Source organism: Nitratireductor sp. CH_MIT9313-5 (assembly GCF_037029545.1).
Classification (GTDB): Bacteria; Pseudomonadota; Alphaproteobacteria; order Rhizobiales; family Rhizobiaceae; genus Chelativorans.
Genome location: NZ_JAYMER010000011.1, coordinates 317,369 through 334,707 on the forward strand (window position 1 = coordinate 317,369; position 17,339 = coordinate 334,707).

15 protein-coding genes are annotated in these 17,339 nt (G+C 60.3%); 5 read left to right on the top strand and 10 right to left on the bottom strand.

What is annotated here, in order from left to right; all coding sequences use genetic code 11:
* Positions 1–74 precede the first annotated feature (74 nt).
* Positions 75–503, top strand: coding sequence for a large conductance mechanosensitive channel protein MscL (gene mscL, locus WA367_RS05560; protein WP_336055793.1), 429 nt, complete (start codon positions 75–77; stop codon positions 501–503).
* Positions 504–518: 15 nt separating this feature from the next.
* On the top strand, positions 519–1,685 hold the full coding sequence (locus WA367_RS05565) for a pyridoxal phosphate-dependent aminotransferase (RefSeq protein ID WP_336055794.1): 1,167 nt from the start codon (positions 519–521) through the stop codon (positions 1,683–1,685).
* On the opposite strand, the gene hemA is transcribed toward WA367_RS05565, so the two are convergent.
* On the bottom strand, positions 1,682–2,959 hold the full coding sequence (gene hemA, locus WA367_RS05570) for a 5-aminolevulinate synthase (RefSeq protein WP_336055795.1): 1,278 nt from the start codon (positions 2,957–2,959) through the stop codon (positions 1,682–1,684). The genes WA367_RS05565 and hemA overlap by 4 nt on opposite strands.
* Before the next feature lie 279 nt (positions 2,960–3,238).
* Between hemA and WA367_RS05575 the strand changes: the two genes are divergently transcribed.
* Genes WA367_RS05575 through WA367_RS05585 form a run of 3 tightly spaced genes read left to right on the top strand, consistent with a single transcriptional unit; the run spans position 3,239 to position 8,001 of the window.
* On the top strand, positions 3,239–5,017 hold the full coding sequence (locus tag WA367_RS05575; protein WP_336055796.1) for an N-acetylglutaminylglutamine amidotransferase: 1,779 nt from the start codon (positions 3,239–3,241) through the stop codon (positions 5,015–5,017).
* A complete protein-coding gene (gene ngg, locus WA367_RS05580) occupies positions 5,017–6,825 on the top strand; it encodes an N-acetylglutaminylglutamine synthetase (protein WP_336055797.1) in 1,809 nt (602 codons plus the stop codon). The genes WA367_RS05575 and ngg overlap by 1 nt, the downstream gene beginning before the upstream one ends.
* 3 nt (positions 6,826–6,828) lie before the next feature.
* The gene (locus WA367_RS05585) at positions 6,829–8,001 is read left to right on the top strand and encodes an osmoprotectant NAGGN system M42 family peptidase (RefSeq protein ID WP_336055798.1); all 1,173 of its coding nucleotides are present in this window, start codon (positions 6,829–6,831) and stop codon (positions 7,999–8,001) included.
* A 46-nt stretch (positions 8,002–8,047) separates the two neighbouring features.
* Here WA367_RS05585 and WA367_RS05590 read toward each other — a convergent pair whose 3' ends face one another.
* The 9 genes from WA367_RS05590 to WA367_RS05630 form a co-directional block, all read right to left on the bottom strand.
* Positions 8,048–9,127, bottom strand: a complete 1,080-nt coding sequence (locus WA367_RS05590) for an ABC transporter ATP-binding protein (protein ID WP_336055799.1) — start codon at positions 9,125–9,127, stop codon at positions 8,048–8,050.
* Position 9,128: 1 nt separating this feature from the next.
* Positions 9,129–9,914 (bottom strand): ABC transporter permease, encoded by a 786-nt coding sequence (locus tag WA367_RS05595; RefSeq protein WP_336055800.1) that lies wholly within the window; start codon positions 9,912–9,914, stop codon positions 9,129–9,131.
* Positions 9,911–10,897 carry an ABC transporter permease gene (locus WA367_RS05600; RefSeq protein ID WP_336055801.1) on the bottom strand — a complete coding sequence of 329 codons (987 nt, stop codon included), beginning with the start codon at positions 10,895–10,897 and terminating at the stop codon, positions 9,911–9,913. The genes WA367_RS05595 and WA367_RS05600 overlap by 4 nt, the downstream gene beginning before the upstream one ends.
* 107 nt (positions 10,898–11,004) lie before the next feature.
* Positions 11,005–12,114, bottom strand: coding sequence for an ABC transporter substrate-binding protein (locus WA367_RS05605; protein WP_336055802.1), 1,110 nt, complete (start codon positions 12,112–12,114; stop codon positions 11,005–11,007).
* Positions 12,115–12,184: 70 nt separating this feature from the next.
* The gene (locus WA367_RS05610) at positions 12,185–13,291 is read right to left on the bottom strand and encodes an NAD/NADP octopine/nopaline dehydrogenase family protein (protein WP_336055803.1); all 1,107 of its coding nucleotides are present in this window, start codon (positions 13,289–13,291) and stop codon (positions 12,185–12,187) included.
* Between the two features lie 24 nt (positions 13,292–13,315).
* Positions 13,316–13,897, bottom strand: coding sequence for a peroxidase-related enzyme (locus WA367_RS05615; protein WP_336055804.1), 582 nt, complete (start codon positions 13,895–13,897; stop codon positions 13,316–13,318).
* Positions 13,894–14,400 (bottom strand): CMD domain-containing protein, encoded by a 507-nt coding sequence (locus WA367_RS05620; RefSeq protein WP_336055805.1) that lies wholly within the window; start codon positions 14,398–14,400, stop codon positions 13,894–13,896. Before WA367_RS05620 ends, WA367_RS05615 begins: the two co-directional genes overlap by 4 nt.
* A 1-nt stretch (position 14,401) precedes the next feature.
* On the bottom strand, positions 14,402–15,901 hold the full coding sequence (locus WA367_RS05625; RefSeq protein ID WP_336055806.1) for an NAD(P)/FAD-dependent oxidoreductase: 1,500 nt from the start codon (positions 15,899–15,901) through the stop codon (positions 14,402–14,404).
* A gap of 80 nt (positions 15,902–15,981) precedes the next feature.
* Positions 15,982–17,334 (bottom strand): MFS transporter, encoded by a 1,353-nt coding sequence (locus WA367_RS05630; RefSeq protein WP_336055807.1) that lies wholly within the window; start codon positions 17,332–17,334, stop codon positions 15,982–15,984.
* Positions 17,335–17,339: the final 5 nt, after the last annotated feature.

Genomic DNA, 17,339 nt, shown 5'->3' on the forward strand with positions numbered 1-17,339 from the left:
GGTCTTTACCTGTAGCTTGATCCATGCACTCGCGTATTGATTGCGCCGAGCGATCTTCAGATAAGGGGGGCTTCATGCTCAAGGAATTCAAGGAATTCATTGCCCGTGGCAATGTGATGGACCTCGCGGTCGGTGTCATTATTGGTGGCGCGTTCGGCTTGATCGTGAAGTCGCTGACCGATGATGTCATCATGCCACTCGTGGGCGCGATTTTCGGCGGCTTCGACTTTTCGGACTATTTCGTCCCATTGAGCAGCGAGGTTACCGCCACCACCCTTGAAGCAGCGCGCGAGCAGGGTGCGGTCTTCGCCTATGGCAATTTCATTACTGTGGTCGTGAACTTTCTGATCCTGGCCTGGATCATCTTCCTGATGGTCAAGGGTGTGAACAATCTGCGCCGCAAGGAAGCCGAGACGCCGGCCGAGCCGGAGGCACCGCCGCAGGATGTCCAGCTCCTCACCGAAATTCGTGATCTTCTCGCCACCCAGAAGATGAAGCCCTGAACGGAGCGTGAAATCATGCCGCTTGTTGATGCGCTGCGCCCTGAGGCGCGTTCGGTACCGGCAAGCGGCATCATTGCCGTTGCCGATCATGCCCGCGGCAGGCAAGGCCTGATCCCCCTTTGGGTTGGTGAAGGCGACCGGCAAACGCCCGATTTCATCACCAATGCCGCCGCTGCCAGCCTGCAGGAAGGTCACACCTTCTACACCTGGCAGGGCGGAATTCCGCCCTTGCTGGAAGCACTGTCGCGCTATCATCAGCGCACCTTCAACAAGTCATGCGAACCCGGTGAATTCATCGTCACCGGTGGCAGCATGCAGGCCATCCAGCTTGCCATTCAGGCCGTGGGTGGAGCAGGTGACGAGATCATCTACTTCTCACCCGCCTGGCCAAACTTCCCCGCTGCCTTCGGTGTCGCGGGCGGCAGGCCGGTGCCGGTCAGCCTCTCGTTTTCGGACAATGGCTGGAGCCTCGATCTCGACCAGGTTGAAGCGGCAATAGGCTCGAAGACGAAAGCCATTTTCGTCAACACGCCCGCCAATCCCACGGGCTGGAGGGCAGATCGCGAAACGCTTCAGGCATTACTGGATCTGGCCCGCCGTCACGGGCTATGGATCATCGCCGACGAGATCTACACCCGCTTCTACTACGAAGGTGGACGCGCACCTTCCTTCTTCGACATTGCCGATGATGAAGATCGCATCATCTACGTCAATTCATTCTCGAAGAACTGGGCCATGACCGGATGGCGCGTCGGCTGGATCAGGGTGAATCCCTCGCTGAAGCCGACCTTTGACAATCTGGTGCAATATTCCACTTCAGGCGTGGCCGAATTCATGCAGCGCGGCGCCATCGCCGCACTTGATGAAGGCGACGGCTTTATCAGTGAGCAGGTCGAGCGCGCAAGGAAAGCTCGTGATCTGCTCTGCACCACGCTTCTGGAAACCGGGCGGGTGCGTCTGTCGCCGCCGCCGGGCGCCTTCTATCTGTTCTTTGCGGTGGATGGCGTTGCAAACGCCCATGAGGGTGCCATCGATCTTGTTGATAGTACGGGCATTGGCCTTGCCCCCGGCACAGCATTCGGTCCGGAAGGGCAGGGCTTCTTCCGCCTGTGCTTCAACCGCCGCCTCGACCAGATCGTGGAGGCGGCTGAGCGGATCGCGGGCTGGATCAAGGCGCGTTAGCCGCCGGATTTCGAAACGACCAGCGGCACAATGCGCTCGCTGGAGGCGACCGTTTCCGTGCGCCGCTCTGTAAAGGGAATGCCAACGGCCTCCCAGGTTTCAAGAAGCGCATCCTTCAGTCCGTCGATCAATTCGTCCGAGTGCAGCGGCGTCGGCGTGATGCGCAGGCGCTCGGTGCCGCGTGGAACTGTCGGATAGTTGATCGGCTGGATGTAGATGCCGTGCTTCTCAAGCAGATGGTCGCTGGCCTTCTTGCACAGATCCGGGTCACCCACATGCACCGGCACGATATGCGTCTCGGACGGCATGACCGGCAGACCTGCAGCGCCCAGCACATCCTTGGTACGCTGTGCCTGACGCTGCTGACCTTCGCGCTCAACGCTCGAATTCTTCAGATGGCGGATCGAAGCAGCCGCGGCACTGGCGATGGCCGGTGGCAGCGCGGTCGTGAAGATGAAGCCCGGCGCATAGGACCGCACTGAATCGATCACGGCAGCGGAGCCGGTGATGTAGCCACCAATAACGCCGAACGCCTTGGCAAGCGTACCCTCGATGACATCGATGCGATGCGCAAGACCTTCGCGCTCGGTGATGCCGCCGCCATGCGCGCCATACATGCCGACCGCATGAACCTCGTCGATATAGGTCATGGCGTTGTACTTGTCGGCGAGGTCGGCGATCTCGGCGATCGGCGCAATGTCGCCATCCATCGAATAGACGGATTCGAACACGATCAGTTTGGCACGTGCGGGGTCAGCCGCTTTGAGCAGGCTTTCGAGATGGTCGAGATCGTTGTGGCGGAAGACTTTCTTGTCTGCCTTCGAACGGCGCACGCCCTCGATCATGGAAGCGTGGTTGAGTTCATCCGACAGGATCAGGCAATCCGGCAGCAGGCGAGCAATGGTCGAAATGGAAGCCTCGTTCGACACGAAGCCGGATGTGAAGACCAGGGCCGCTTCCTTGCCATGAAGGTCGGCAAGCTCCTGCTCCAGTTCCACCAGCGGGTGGTTCGTGCCAGAGATGTTGCGCGTGCCGCCGGCACCCGCACCCATGCGGCCTGCAGCTTCCTGCATGGCCTTGACCACTGTTTCGTGCTGACCCATGCCCAGATAGTCATTGGAGCACCACACGGTGATTTCCCGCGCCTGCCCATTGGCACGCCAGATTGCGCGTGGAAACGCGCCCGCTATGCGCTCCAGATCGGCGAAAACGCGATAACGCTGTTCGGCATGAAGCTGGTCGATCGCCTGGGAAAAGAACCGCTGATAATCCATAATGCCTTTCCTGGGTTGCGCGCGCGATCATAATGCGCGGCACTGCCTGCGTCCATGCGCCGGGGATTGGTCAAAATGCCACGGTCATAACAGTTTGGCTGTGACGATTGTCCGCTCAAAAAAGGGCGCCTCGGGCGCGCATGTTGAACGCCATAAAGGCGCAACATGCAAGAGTTTTACTACCCCGCAGCAATTTGACACTCTTATGTTGAACCCGTAGCCCTTGAAGACGTTCAGGGAACACGAAGATTTTTATTACGGAGGCATTGGCCGCTTCTCATGTGCGGAATCTGCGGAGAGTTGAGATTTGATGGCACTCAGCCATCGCCTGTAACCCTGAACAAGATGATGGATTGCCTGGCGCCGCGCGGCCCCGATGGTGCAGGCGTTGTTCTGAGAGGCAATACAGCCTTTGGCCACCGTCGCCTGAAGATCATCGATCTTTCCGAGAAAGCGCGCCAGCCGATGGAAGACCCCGAACTGGGCCTGACCATCACCTTCAATGGCTGCATCTACAACTATCCCGAATTGCGCGCCGAACTTGAAGGCAAGGGCTATCGCTTCTTCTCTACCGGCGACACGGAAGTGATCCTGAAGGCCTGGCACGCCTGGGGCGAGGAATGCGTCGAGCGCTTTCACGGCATGTTTGCCTTCGTGCTTCATGAGCGCGATAGCGGGCGCATCGTCATGGCGCGCGACCGCTTTGGCATCAAGCCGCTTTATCTCGCGGAGACGCCGGGCAAGATCGCTTTCGCCTCCACGCTCCCCGCACTGGTGGCGCGCGGTGACGTCGATACGTCGATCGACCGCGTGGCGCTGCATCACTACATGACCTTTCATGCAGTCGTCCCGCCGCCGCACACGATCCTCAATGGCGTGCGAAAGCTACCACCAGCAACGATCCGCGTTATCGAGCCCGATGGCCAAAGTCGCCAACGCGTCTATTGGGACCCGCCCTTCGCGCGCGATAGCTCGCTTTCCAGCCTCTCCGCCGATGAATGGCGCGACCGCGTACTTGACGCACTGCGCCTTGCGGTGAAGCGGCGCATGGTCGCCGATGTGCCGGTCGGCGTCCTTCTGTCGGGTGGCGTGGATTCCAGCCTCATCGTCGGCCTGCTTGCCGAAGCAGGCCAGACCGGCCTGATGACCTTCTCCGTCGGCTTCGAGGAAGCCAATGGCGAGAAGGGCGACGAATTCCTCTATTCCGATCTTATCGCGGAACGCTACGGCACGCAGCATCACCAGATTTTCGTGCCCTCCAGCGAGCTGATGGATGCACTGCCGGGCACCTTCGCTGCCATGTCGGAGCCGATGGTCTCGTATGACAATGTCGGCTTCTATCTCCTGTCCAAGGAAGTCTCCAAGCACATCAAGGTCGTGCAGTCCGGGCAGGGGGCGGACGAGATCTTCGGCGGCTATCATTGGTATCCGCCGCTCATGGACTCCAATGATGTGGTCGGGGACTATGCAAAGGTCTTCTTCGACCGCGACCACGCCACGCTCGCCACCCAGCTTTCGCCCGAATGGATGGAGGAGGCCGATGTCAGTCGTTCGCTTGTCGAGTATCAATTGACGCGCGCAGGTGCCGACACGCCGGTTGACGCCGCACTTCGCCTGGATTCGGAAGTCATGCTGGTGGACGATCCGGTGAAACGGGTCGACAACATGACCATGGCCTGGGGTCTGGAAGCGCGCGTGCCCTTCCTTGACCATGAACTTGTAGAACTCGCCGCCCGCGTGCCGCCGGAAGAAAAGCTGAAGCATGGCGGCAAGGGTGTCCTGAAGGATGTCGCCCGCCAGATCATCCCGTCCGAGGTCATCGACCGCAAGAAGGGCTATTTCCCGGTCCCGCAACTCAAATATGTCGATGGACCCTATCGCGACATGGTCCGCGATGCATTGAGCTCGCAGGCCGCACGCGAGCGTGGTCTGTTCAGGCAGGATTATCTGGACCGGCTCTATGCCGCACCGTCCGAGCACATCACGCCGCTGCGCGGTTCCGAGCTTTGGCAGGTCGGCCTGCTTGAGCTTTGGCTGCAGACGCATGGAGTGGGATGATGTCGCGCAAGGAGGGCCAGTCTCACCAGAACCGGCGCAAGGACAAGGCCGCCGGTTATCGCCTGCAGCGCATGCGCACCGATTCCATGAAGCCGGCCATCGGCCGCACGGATGATCACCAGCCGGAGCCCGGCGAGAATGTCGCCCTTGATCTCGGCTGGGGCAGGCTCATCTTTGCTCAGACCTTCAAGACCAATGACGACATCGCCAAAAGTCTCAGCGCGGAAGGTCCCGACCGGCGCGACATCGCCTTCTATATCCGCGACCCGCATGTGCTTCTGGCGCTGGCGCCTCAGGAATTGTTCCTCGATCCGTCGCACACCTATCGGCTGGATCTGTCAACATACCGTCCCGGGCGTCGTCAGACGCAGGGCTATTTCATCCGGCGCCTGACCTCGGAAGTGGATGCCCAGGGAGTCAACAACATCTATCAAAGCCGCGGCATGGTGACGGTGAGGCCCGATTTCTTCTGGTCCAAACGCGACAGCCGCGCCATCACCTATTTCGTGGCCGAGGATGAGCAGACCGGCGAGATTGTCGGCACCGTCACCGGCATCGATCACCGTCGCGTCTTCAACGACCCGCAGAACGGCTCGTCCCTCTGGTGCTTGGCCGTCGATCCGCAAACGCCCCATCCCGGCGTCGGGGAAATGCTGGTGCGTCGCCTCGCGGAGCATTTTGCCGCCCGTGGCGCCGCCTTCATGGACCTGTCGGTCATGCATGATAACGAGCAGGCGATCGCGCTTTATGAGAAGCTCGGTTTCCAGCGCGTTCCGGTCTTCGCGGTCAAGCGCAAGAACCCGATAAATGAAAAGCTGTTCACCCATCCACCTGCCGATTTCGACCGGCTGAACCCCTATGCACGCCTGATCGTGGACGAGGCGCATCGCCGTGGTGTGGCCGTGGATGTCACCGATGCGGAAGGCGGCTTCTTCCGTCTGTCATTCGGCGGGCGCTCGATTCATTGCCGCGAGAGCCTGTCGGAACTGACTTCAGCCATTGCCATGTCGATCTGCGACGACAAGGCCGTCACGCGGCGCGTGGTGCAGAAGGCCGGGATCAAGGTGCCCGAACAGCGTGATGCGGACTGCAGCCGCGAGGAGCTTCAGGAATTCCTGGAAAAGCATGGCAAGCTCGTCGTCAAGCCTGCGCGTGGAGAGCAGGGGCGGGGTGTTTCGGTGGGCCTCCAGACGATTGAAGAAGTGGAAAGCGCCATCCGCGAGGCGCGCGAGATCTGCGACCGCGTTCTTCTGGAAGAATGCTTCGAAGGCGAGGACCTGCGCCTTGTCGTCATCGACTACAAGCTCGTTGCAGCGGCCGTTCGCCGCGCGCCCTGCGTCGTGGGTGACGGCCGCAGCACCATCGAGGATCTGATCAAACGTCAGTCCCGCCGCCGTGAAGCTGCAACCGGTGGCGAGAGCCGCATCCCCATTGATGATGAGACAAGGCGCTGCCTTGCTGCCGCAGACCTGAAACTCGAGGACGTGCCTGAAAAGGGGCGGGAGATTACGGTGCGCAAGGCGGCCAATCTCCACACCGGCGGCTCCATCCATGATGTCACGGCCATTGTGCATCCCGAACTGGTGGATGCGGCATGTCGCGCGGCCCGCGCCATCGACATTCCTGTTGTGGGGATCGATCTCATGGTGCGGTCGCCAAGCGAGCCCGAATATGTTTTCATCGAAGGCAATGAGCGGCCGGGTCTCGCCAATCACGAACCACAACCAACCGCCGAACGCTTTGTCGACCTTCTCTTTCCGCGCTCCGGTGCGCGTTTTGCGAAACAGGCGCTCGGCTCAAGGGAGTAGCACTTGTCGCGACTGAAGATCGACGTCGATTACCTGCTGGGCCAGTTGAAGGCGCTTCTGTCCATCGATAGCCCCACGGGCTACACGGACACGATCGTGCGCCATGTCACCGAGGAGCTGGAAAGCCTCGGTCTTGAACCGGAATTGACCCGCCGCGGTGCCATTCGGGCCGTGGTGCGCGGCGGCCGTCGCGAAGGTGCACGGGCAATAATCACCCATCTGGACACGCTCGGCGCGCAGGTGAAGATGGTGAAGGACAATGGCCGACTGGAACTCGTTGCCATCGGCCACTGGTCGGCACGTTTCGCAGAAGGTGCGCGCGCCACGATCTACACCGAGAAGGGCAGCTATCGTGGCACGATCCTGCCGCTCAAGGCGTCCGGTCACACCTATAATGACGAAGTCGATACCGCGCCCGTGGGCTGGCAGCATGTGGAAATGCGGGTGGACGCCATGTGCTGGACCCGCGCCGACACACTGAGCCTCGGTATCGATGTCGGCGACGTCGTCGCTATCGATCCGCAGCCGGAATTTCTTGATAACGGCTTCATCGTCTCCCGCCATCTGGACGACAAGGCCGGTGTGGCCATTGCTCTGGCTTCACTGAAAAGCATCATGGACAGCGACGTCACGCTGCCTGTCGACACCCACTGGCTGTTCACCATCGCGGAAGAAGTCGGGGTCGGCGCGGCCTCCATCGTCACTCCCGAAATCGCCTCAATGGTAACCATCGATAACGGCACCACGGCGCCGGGGCAGAACTCCTCGGAATTCGGCGTGACCATTGGTATGGCCGACATGGCAGGCCCCTTCGATTACCACCTGACAAAGAAGCTGGTGGAGATCTGCCGCGAGGAAGATATTCGCTACCAGAAGGACATCTTCCGCTATTACCGTTCCGATTCCGCTTCCGCTATCGAAGCCGGGCACGATGTGCGCACGGCACTTATCGCCTTCGGCATCGACGCCTCTCATGGCTATGAGCGTATCCACACCCATGCACTTCGATCCGTGGCGGAACTGACCACGGCCTATGTCGTCAGCCCATTGGAGATCGAGCGCGACGTCTCCGAAGTCTCCGACCTTGAAGGCTTCACCGAGCAGCCGACCGATCCGGCAGAACAGCCAAAGAAGCGGCGCAAGCTGCCCGAGCCGCTCTCGGCCCTGAAGGACTGAGTGACCGTGGAAATGAAAGAGCCGGCACTTGGCCGGCTCGATCAGGTCATCCGCTGAGCACTGAAAGTCGCTCCGGCGGGAAGCTGATCCAAATATTCTCGCCGCCCAGACGTTCAGCCTCGCCGGAATCCAGATAGGCTTTCAGTACCGCATCCGGCTTGTCGCCCACGCGGATATCCAGAGCGGTACGGCTGCCCTTGAAAAGGCGGCTGACCACCTTGCCCTCGATCGCATTGGGTTCGGCTGGCTTGACCGCGTGGCAGCGCACGCTTTCCAGGCGAAGCGATGCACTGACCTGCGCGCCCGAAGCGGGTTTTGCGCCGTGGGCCGAGCCTGCCACCGTGATGCCGTTCCAGTCCATGGCCACGGTCTCACCCTCGCTGCCGCGAACAGTGCCTTCCACGAGATTGGTCTCGCCGATGAACTCTGCCACGAAGCGGCTTTGCGGGCGGAAATAGAGGTCTTCCGGCGTGCCCGATTGCTCGACGCGACCTGCATTCATGACCACGATGCGGTCCGACATGGTCAGCGCCTCGTCCTGGTCATGGGTGACGAAGAAGAAGGTCTTGCCGGTGCGCTTCTGGATGTCCTTGAGCTCCACCTGCACCTGCGCGCGCAGCTTTGCATCAAGCGCGCCAAGCGGCTCGTCGAGCAGCAGCAGCTTCGGATCTGGTGCAAGTGCGCGGGCCAAGGCCACACGCTGGCGCTGACCACCGGAAAGCTGGTCGGGCGTGCGATCGCCAAGCGCCGAAAGCTGCAGGAAGTCCAGAAGCTCCGCCGTTCGCTTTTCAATCTCCGGGCGCGACTTGCCTTTCAGCTCCGGCCCGAAGGCGACATTTTGCGCCACGGTCATGTGCGGGAAGAGCGCATAGTCCTGGAACACCATGTTCACGTCACGGCGGTTTGGCGGCTGACGCGTCACGTCTTCACCGCCCAGGATGATGCGGCCCTCGGTCGGCGTCTCGAACCCGCCAAGCATGCGCAGCGTCGTGGACTTGCCGCAGCCTGACGGCCCCAGGAAGGTGACGAACTCGCCGGCCACGATCTTCATGTCCAGATGGTCGACCGCCACCACATTGCCGAAGCGCTTGGTCACATTATCGATGTGAACGATTGTGTCAGCCATGTCAGGCTCCCTTGTTCATGCGCCGCATCGAGCGCTCGGCCCACAGGCCCAGCACCGCGGTGAGGATCAGTACGATTGTCGAGATGGCGTTGATCTCCGGCGACATGCCCGAGCGCAGCTTCGCGAAGATGAGGACGGGAAGCGTCGGCTCGTAGCCGCCAAGGAAGAAGGCACGCACGAAGTCGTCGAAGGACAGGAGCATGCAGAAAATGCCCGCCCCGATCAGCGCCGGCTTCAGATAGGGAAGCGTGATGCGGAAAAAGGCAACCATGCTGTCTGCGCCCAGGTCCTGTGCGGCCTCGATCTGGCTCTTCGGCAGTGTTGCCAGCCGTGCCATCACCACGAGCGCCACAAACGGCACATTGTGCACCGTGTGACCAAGAATGATCGCCATCATGCCGGGTTCGATGGAAAGGAACCGGGCAAAGATGCGAAGCGAGATGGCCGAGATGATGCCGGGAATGACCGCCGGCAGGCAGGTCACCGCAAAAACGATCAGCTTGCCACGGAAATTGTTGGGACCCAGGAAAGCCGCAACCCAGGTTCCAATGACGAGCGACAGGAAGGTTGAGGCAAGCGCAATCGCCATGGAGAAGGCGAAGACGCCGAGCACCTGCCCATCCTGGAAGACACCCGTATACCACTCCATGGTCCAGGCCCGGATCGGGAAGCCGATGAACTTTGAATCCTTGAAGCCCATAACGACCATCAGGACCAGCGGCACGAAGAGATAGACGACGAAGGCCCAATAGATGACCGACATCAAGATGCGTGTATGGCGGGTCATTTCATCAGTCCTTTCCCGTCGCGGCCCATCAGCTTCAGGAAGACGCCAGTAAGCGAAAGCGTGGTGATCAGCATGATTGCGGAGAAGGCGGCGCCCGTCGGCCATTCATCGCCAGCCACATGGAAGAAGCCTGCAATGCTTTCGGCAAAGACGGTGGTGTTCGGTCCGCCAAGCAGAACCGGGGTGGCGTAGTAGCCCGTGGAGATCAGGAAGACGAGCGTGCAGCCCGACGCGATGCCTTCGCGCGACAGAGGCAAGGTCACGCGACGGAAGCGTGTCCATGAGCCCGCACCAAGATCGGCAGCGGCTTCCAGATAGTTGTCGGGGATCTTCTCAAGCGCCGAATATAGCGGCAGCAGCATGTAAAGCGCTGTCAGATAGATGATGCCCACGCCGAGCGAGAAGCTCGTATACATGAAGGGGATCGGCCGATCGATCAGCCCGATCGACTTCAGGAGCAGGTTCACCGCACCATTATTGCCAAGCAGGATCATGATCGCATAGGTGCGCACGATCTCGCCAACCCAGAACGGGATGAGCAGCAAAAGCAGGAACAGGAGCTGGTTCTTGCGTTTTACATGCTTGGCCAGGAAATAGGCCACCGGATAGGTGATCAGTAGCGTGACGAATGTCAGCGTGAAGGCGAAGCCCAGCGTGCGGAAGAACGGGATCATGAAGATGCGTTCTTCGAAGAAGCGGCTCCAGTTGGCCAGGGTCAGCTGTGGCTCATAACCCGCAGCCGGCGGGTAGGAGTCGAGGAAGCTGATATAGAACATCTCGATGATGGGTCCGAGATGGGCAAAGAAGACCCAGAAGAGCGGGAAGCTGGCGAGCAGTAGAAACTGCCGCCTCGGCGTCTTGAAGAGGACATCTGTAACGCCCTTGTACAGGCCGTTATTCATCAGGGCGCCCCACATGCTGCGCTTCTCGCGTGCCGTGGGAGGCAAGGGCGTGTCCGCCCGATCGGTATCGGCGTGGGCCATCTTATCACTTGCAGCCTGCCCGCCCGCGCGAAGGTCGGTCGGGTAGATGAACATCAAAAGGCGAAGGTGGCAGGCGGCGTCAGGCCGCCTGCCGGATCAACTCAGCCTCAGGCGGCCTTGATCTCTTCAACAGCCGGATCAAGAAGCTTGTACTTCATGTCATTGGCTTCGGCGCGGAAGAACTGAAGACCGGCAAGTTCCTCTTCGGTAAAGGAGGAAGCCTTGCGCTCCAGCTCGGTCAGATGCTGGTCCGCACCCTTGTAGGTGGAGATGAAGCCGGAGGCCTTGGTCATCTGCGCGCCGATCTCAGGCTTTGCCAGAAGCGCATCAAGCAGCTTGTAGGCATTATCCGTGTTCGGGCCGTTGTTCGTCACGTTCAGCGTGTAGACGAAGCCGTAGGAGCCTTCCTTCGGAATGGTCATGGCGACCGGGAAACCGTCGGCGATGAGCGAGGCGATCGGGCCGTTCCAGGCGTGAGCGAGCACGATGTCCTGATTGACGAACATCTGCTGAACTTCGGCACCGGAATCGTAGAACTTGCGGACCATGTCCTTGTTCTCGATCAGGAGATCGCGTGTTTCCTTGACGATCTGGGCTGCCTTCTCCGGGTCGTCCATATACTCGACCATGTTACCGTCATAGCCGAGATAGAGCATCATCACTGACATCATGTCCTGGATGATGTAGGCGGTCTGGCCCTTGTACTTGTCTGCGAACATGACGTCCCAGCTCTTCACCTCGTCTTCGGAGACGACTTCGGTGTTGTAGGCCAGAACCTCGGCACCCGAGAGGATCGGCGCGCCCCACTTGTTGCCATTGATCGTGGACCAGTCGCTTTCCGAATAGATCGGGTTGATGTTGCCCCAGTTGGAGAGGCGATCCGTGTCGAGCGGTGACAGCAGGTCGGACTCGATGAACTGCAGGAAGCGGTGACCCGCAACGGTCACGATGTCCGCGGTCGGATTCGGCGCTTCTGCGGCCAGAAGGTTGAACTGCTTGCCCTGGTCATCGACAAGGCGGACATTCACCTTGATACCGGTTTCCTTCTCGAACTCGGCCTTGAAGTCATCCGGGATGAAATTCGCATAGGTCCAGACATTGACCGTGCCGGAAGCGCGGGCGGCGGTGGAGCGCAGATAGGCCGGAGCGGCCAGGATGGCAGCACCAGCCGCACTCGACTTGATGAATGTTCTGCGGTTCGTGATGAGCTTTTTCATTTCTCGTTCCTTCTCTCTGGTTCAGGTTCGGTTTGTTTTTCTATTCGGGGCTCTTGCGGGCACCTTTGCTTCAGACTGCTGCGGTCGCGCGCTCATAGCCGCGCTCACACAGCATCTGCAGGTCCTCAAGGCTGAGATCATTGAAATCAAGTGCGTTGAGGAGATCGTTTTCGCCAGCGAAATCACGGCCATACATGGCTGACAGGATGTCCACGCCGGCGCGATGAAGACGCGCTTCCTTTCCCGTCAGTTCGCCGAGTTTGACTGTGGCCCATAGCCCGTAGGGCGCGTCTTCCGTGACATAGCGGGAGTCGGCTGTGGTCGGTCCATTGCCGATGCGTCCATCCTTGTACATCTGCATGTTCTGGTCGGAGACCGGTCCTTCCGGCACGTGGAAGGACAGGCTGAAATGCTGATGGATGTTTCGGACGGAGAGGCCGAGGCTGTCGGCAATCGCAATGCGCTCGCGGTCCAGCGCCTCAAGCAGGCGCCCGACATTGGGCGTGGTGTTCAGGCCCTGATTCCAGGCCTCGCCATGTTCCATGCGGGTCATGTTGCCAAGCGCAATGCCCAGATGGTTCTGCGGGTTCAGATTTGAAAGGGCGATCGCCAGGAGCCCGTCGCGGATGACGAAGCGGTCGCCGAAAAGCTGGGTGCAAAGGGCGTGGCCTTCCTCAACGGCGCTCACGGGTACGGCACTCATGTCCACTTTCTTGCGCACCGTGTTGACGCTGGCTTGGGTCGGCGAGGGCTGACGCCCCGTCGTCACCGTCGTACCCCAGGCGATGATCGGAAGCGTCACGCCGCGCTGCGCCAGAAGTTTCGCAAGATATAGCGCCCCGAAGGAGGCGTGCGAGGAAATGATGACCGTCTGACCTTCGCGCAGATGGGGCGCCAGCGCATCGAAAACCGCGCGGTGTCCATAGGCGGGAAGAGCAACCATGATCACATCGCTGCGCGCTGCCAGATCCTGTGCTGATTGCGCGACGGCCGGGCGAAATTCGCCTTCCAGTGCGCCGCTGGCGACAAGTGGCTGCCCTTCGGCAAGAGCCTTGGTGCGCTCTCCGGATGGCGACCACAACACCGGCTTGTGGCCATTCGTTTCCAGAAGGCATGCCGCACCGAATGCGATGGCTCCGGCGCCTGCAATGCCTACTGTCTTGCTTTCCTGCGTCACGCTCTATTCGCCCCCGAATTCGTTTCAGTCTTGTTTGGCGACCGGGTCGCCCAGTGTGTGCATCAGCCTGTTCGCCCAGCCGAAAAGGGAGGCGGACAGGATGAGGTCGAGGATTTCCTCGTCGTTCAATCCCGCCTCGCGAAGCGCCTGCATGTCGCTCTCGGATGCTTCGCTGGGCGCTTTGGACAGCCGTGTCGCGAAGCGCAGAATGGCGCTTTGTCGTGGGTCGAGATCGGCATCTTCGCCATCGGCGAAGATGCGTTTCATCACCTCTTCATCCTTGGCAAGCTGGTTGTAGCGGCTGGCATGCACGGCTGCGCAATAAACACAGCGATTGACCACCGATGCCGCCGTCGCGCCGATTTCGCGCTCTGCCCGGCTCATGCCTCCGCGATTATACATGATCGCGTTGAAGAGTGGGGTGCGAACCTTCAGCGTCTCGACATCATTGGCGAGCACGAGAACATAGTCCGACACCTTGGTGTTGGACGGCGTGACCTTCAGCGCGTCAAGCTGTTCGGGCGTTGCCTCGTCGAGCTTGATCGGCTTCACGCGTGGCTGCCAGTGCGGAATGGTCGTGGTGAATTCGTGGATGGTCTCGCTCATTTCGCCCCCCGCATAAGCTTCAGTCCGGCAATCACGCGTATCTGGTAGGCCAGAAAGGCATTGAGCTCCGACAGGCGCACGATGTCCGCATCGCTTACGCCAGCCGCCTTCAGCGCCTCGATGTCACCTGCCTGCGTGTCCCGTGGGCGTGCCGCGACCAGGTCGGTATAGGCAACCACTGCCGCCAGCCATCCATCGGATGGTGCAGGCGCACGAGGATCGGCAATATCGGTGATCTCTTCCGTGGCACCCGCATCTTCGACAAGGCCGTCATAGTGCTCGGCCAGCGCTTCATCACCATTCAGGCGCGCAATGCGGGCAGCCAGTGCCGCACGAAGTGCATGAGACAGACCGCCCGGATCATTGGGCTTGAGTGCTGCATCATGTGTGGCCTGCGTCATCTCCATCACATCAGCACGCCCCTCCAGGGCGCGATGGACAGGCGTGCCGGGCTCGATGCCCGCCTGCGCAATGACCACGTCGTTCAGTGAAATTTCGCTCATCTCAATTCCCGCCGCTTGCAGCCACCATTGGCGCCGCCTGTTCTTGATCTTCCAGTTCGCTGGCCTCCCACTCGTCACCCAGAAGCTCCGGCTTGGAATAGTCGAGCATCCCCTGCCAATGCGTCTCCACATCCTGGCCATAGAGCGTGGCGGCGATTGCACGGGCAAGCCACGAAGCACCTTCACTGATGCCGGGAATGTCGCCCGACACCTTCCCCAGGCTCGCAGCCGCGCCATAGTTGAAGCAGTGGATCTGAGTGAGGAACGGGGTCTTCCCCGCCTCGCGCTCCTGAAAGGTGAAATCCGCTGCCAGATAGGGGAAATTCGCCAAGTCGCGATTTTCCTCGTTTGCCGGAGGCGTGTACCGGTCGCGCCACAAGAGAACATTGGCGGACGCATCGCCGAGTTCGGCACGCGCCAGGGGATCAACCGTGAAGCCGGTTCCAAGGATAAGGAAGTCGGTGCGTACGGTCTTGCCCGCTGTCGTGCGGATGACCACCTCGTCACCCTCGTTCCAGACCCGTTCAATGCCTTGGCCAAAGTGGAAATAGGCGTTGTCGTGTCGGCTGACGCGAAGCGTCGAGCCCCTGGGTGAGGGCGTCTGGGTGGCGAACGAGTATTGCATGAAGCGCCAGCGCCATTCATCGGGAAGCTGCGCATAGCCGCAGGTGAAGCCGAAGGAACCGATGCCCATCATCTTGTTGATGGTTGGCATTTCCTTGCGCCGGATCAGGTGGCGCACTTCTTTCGCGCCAGCTTCAAGCGCTTCGGCCGAATTGTCTACGGCCGAGGCACCCACACCGATCACGACGACGCGCTTGTCCTTCAGGCCGGCAAATTCGATATCGTCGGACGAATGCGCCCATAGATGCCTGGGCACCCCGTCAACAAAGCCCGGAATGTTTGGATGCCCGGTGCCGTCACGACCGGTGGCCATGACATAGCGGCGGGTGAGCATGGAAGATTGTGTTGCCCCCGCTCCCGAAAGCTGAAGGCGCAGATAGGGCCCTTCCCGCGTAATGGAAGTTACCTCGACCTCGTTCTCGACAGGGATGTCGAGAACCTTTCGGTACCAGACGAGATATTCCATCCACATCGGTCGCGGGATCTTGTCCAGTCTCTCCCATTCCGCTTCACCGAACTGGGCGGTGAACCAGGCACGGAAGGTGAGGGATGCCTGTCCATAGGCAGGGCCGGTCAGCTGCTTCGGCGAGCGCAGCGTTTCCATGCGTGCATAATTCAGCCATGGCCCTTCGAGACCTGCAGGGTTCTTGTCCAGAATGCGCAGATTCCGGATGCCGCCGCTCCACAGCGCGAACCACGCCACCAGACCGCACATGCCGCCGCCGACCACCACCACGTCATGCACCTTTTCACCCTCGTGATGGTGCTCCGGCACCCAGTTTGCGGCGGGAAGGCATAGATATTCGAGATCCTGCTTCAGCCGCGCTTCCAGCGCGTCCAAGCCTTCCGGACTATGGGTGTTATCGGTTCTGGTCATTTCAGCCTATTTTCATCCGCTGTTATGATTAGAAAAGTTACGAAACAGTGCAATCCCCAAGACAATTGGAATAATTTACCTCACATGTTCCAGCTCGGATGATGTTCGTCGATGACGAAGACATGCTTGTGCCGAAGCGGCTTGTGGCGATGGTGTCGAGGAGAGCTTCCTTCTTCAATCTGGTGTTCTGCATCATGCGGATATGCATGATCGTGTTCGACGGCTTCATGGGTATGCCAGCGTTCAAGCTCGTCTGGCTGCGGCCAGATAAACCAGGCGGCAAGTGTCGCGGCGAATGCACCGGCTGCCATAACGGCGAAGGAGTGTTCCAGGCCGAGAGATGCGCCCAGATATCCAGCCAGAGGGTAGGTTACCAGCCAGCCAGCATGGGAGATGGAGAACTGTGCGGCGAACAGGGCGGGGCGGTCCTTGCTGTGCGATGATCGTTTCAGAAGGAGCCCGCCGGGGGTCAAGACAAGGGATGTCGCACAGCCAAGTGCCAACCAGATGACAAGTGTGCCTGCGAGTCCCGGCTGAAGCAGAAGCGCGAATGGGATGACGCTCAAGAGCCCGCCACCGCCCACCATCGCACTGCGCGCACCGATGCGATCTATAAGGCTGCGCATGGTAATTGCAGTGGCCATTGACCCAAGCCCGTATGCGGCGAGAAGCAGTGTATAGGTCTGCTGCGTTCCGCCAAGCATCTCGCGGGCAACCAAAACGGTGTTGACGATGATCCAGGCGCCGACAAAGGACACGGCCAGCCCAAGCGCGAAGAGCGCCACCAGCCGCGGCGTGCGAACATAGATGTTGAAGCCGCGGGTCAGGCGCTGGAAGAAGGGCGTGGCCTCCCCGGCATCGCGATTGCCCCGATAGCCGCTGGCAAGCACGAAGCCGGCAGAGCCGAGCAGACCCACTGCGGTTCCGATGAAAAGCAGCCTGTTATCCACGAAGCCGAGAAGCAGGCCTGCGATCAAGGGGCTGAGGAGAGATTCCATGTCATAGGCCAGGCGGGAAAGCGATAGCGCGGACGTGTAGTCCTTCTCCTCCGGCAGAATATCGGGAATGACGCTTTGATAGGCTGGCGTGAAAGCAGCCGAGCAAAGCTGGAAGAAAAAGATGATGACGTAAAGTTGCCAGACCGCTGTGACGAAGGGCAGGAAAAGCACCAGGCCAAAGCGAAGGACATCCAGCGCAACCAGCAGTCGCCGCGTCGGCATCCGGTCAAAAAGTGCACTCGCCAATGGCGCGAAGCCGACATAGGCGATCATCTTGATCGCAAGCAGCGTGCCTAAAACGATGCCTGCATCGCCGCCGCTCATGTCATAGGCCAGTAGCGCCAGGCCGACGGTCATCAGGCCGATGCCGCCGAGCGAAAGAAGCTGGGCGGAAAAGAGCCGTCTGAACTGTCGATTGCGCAATATGGCCAGCATCAAGT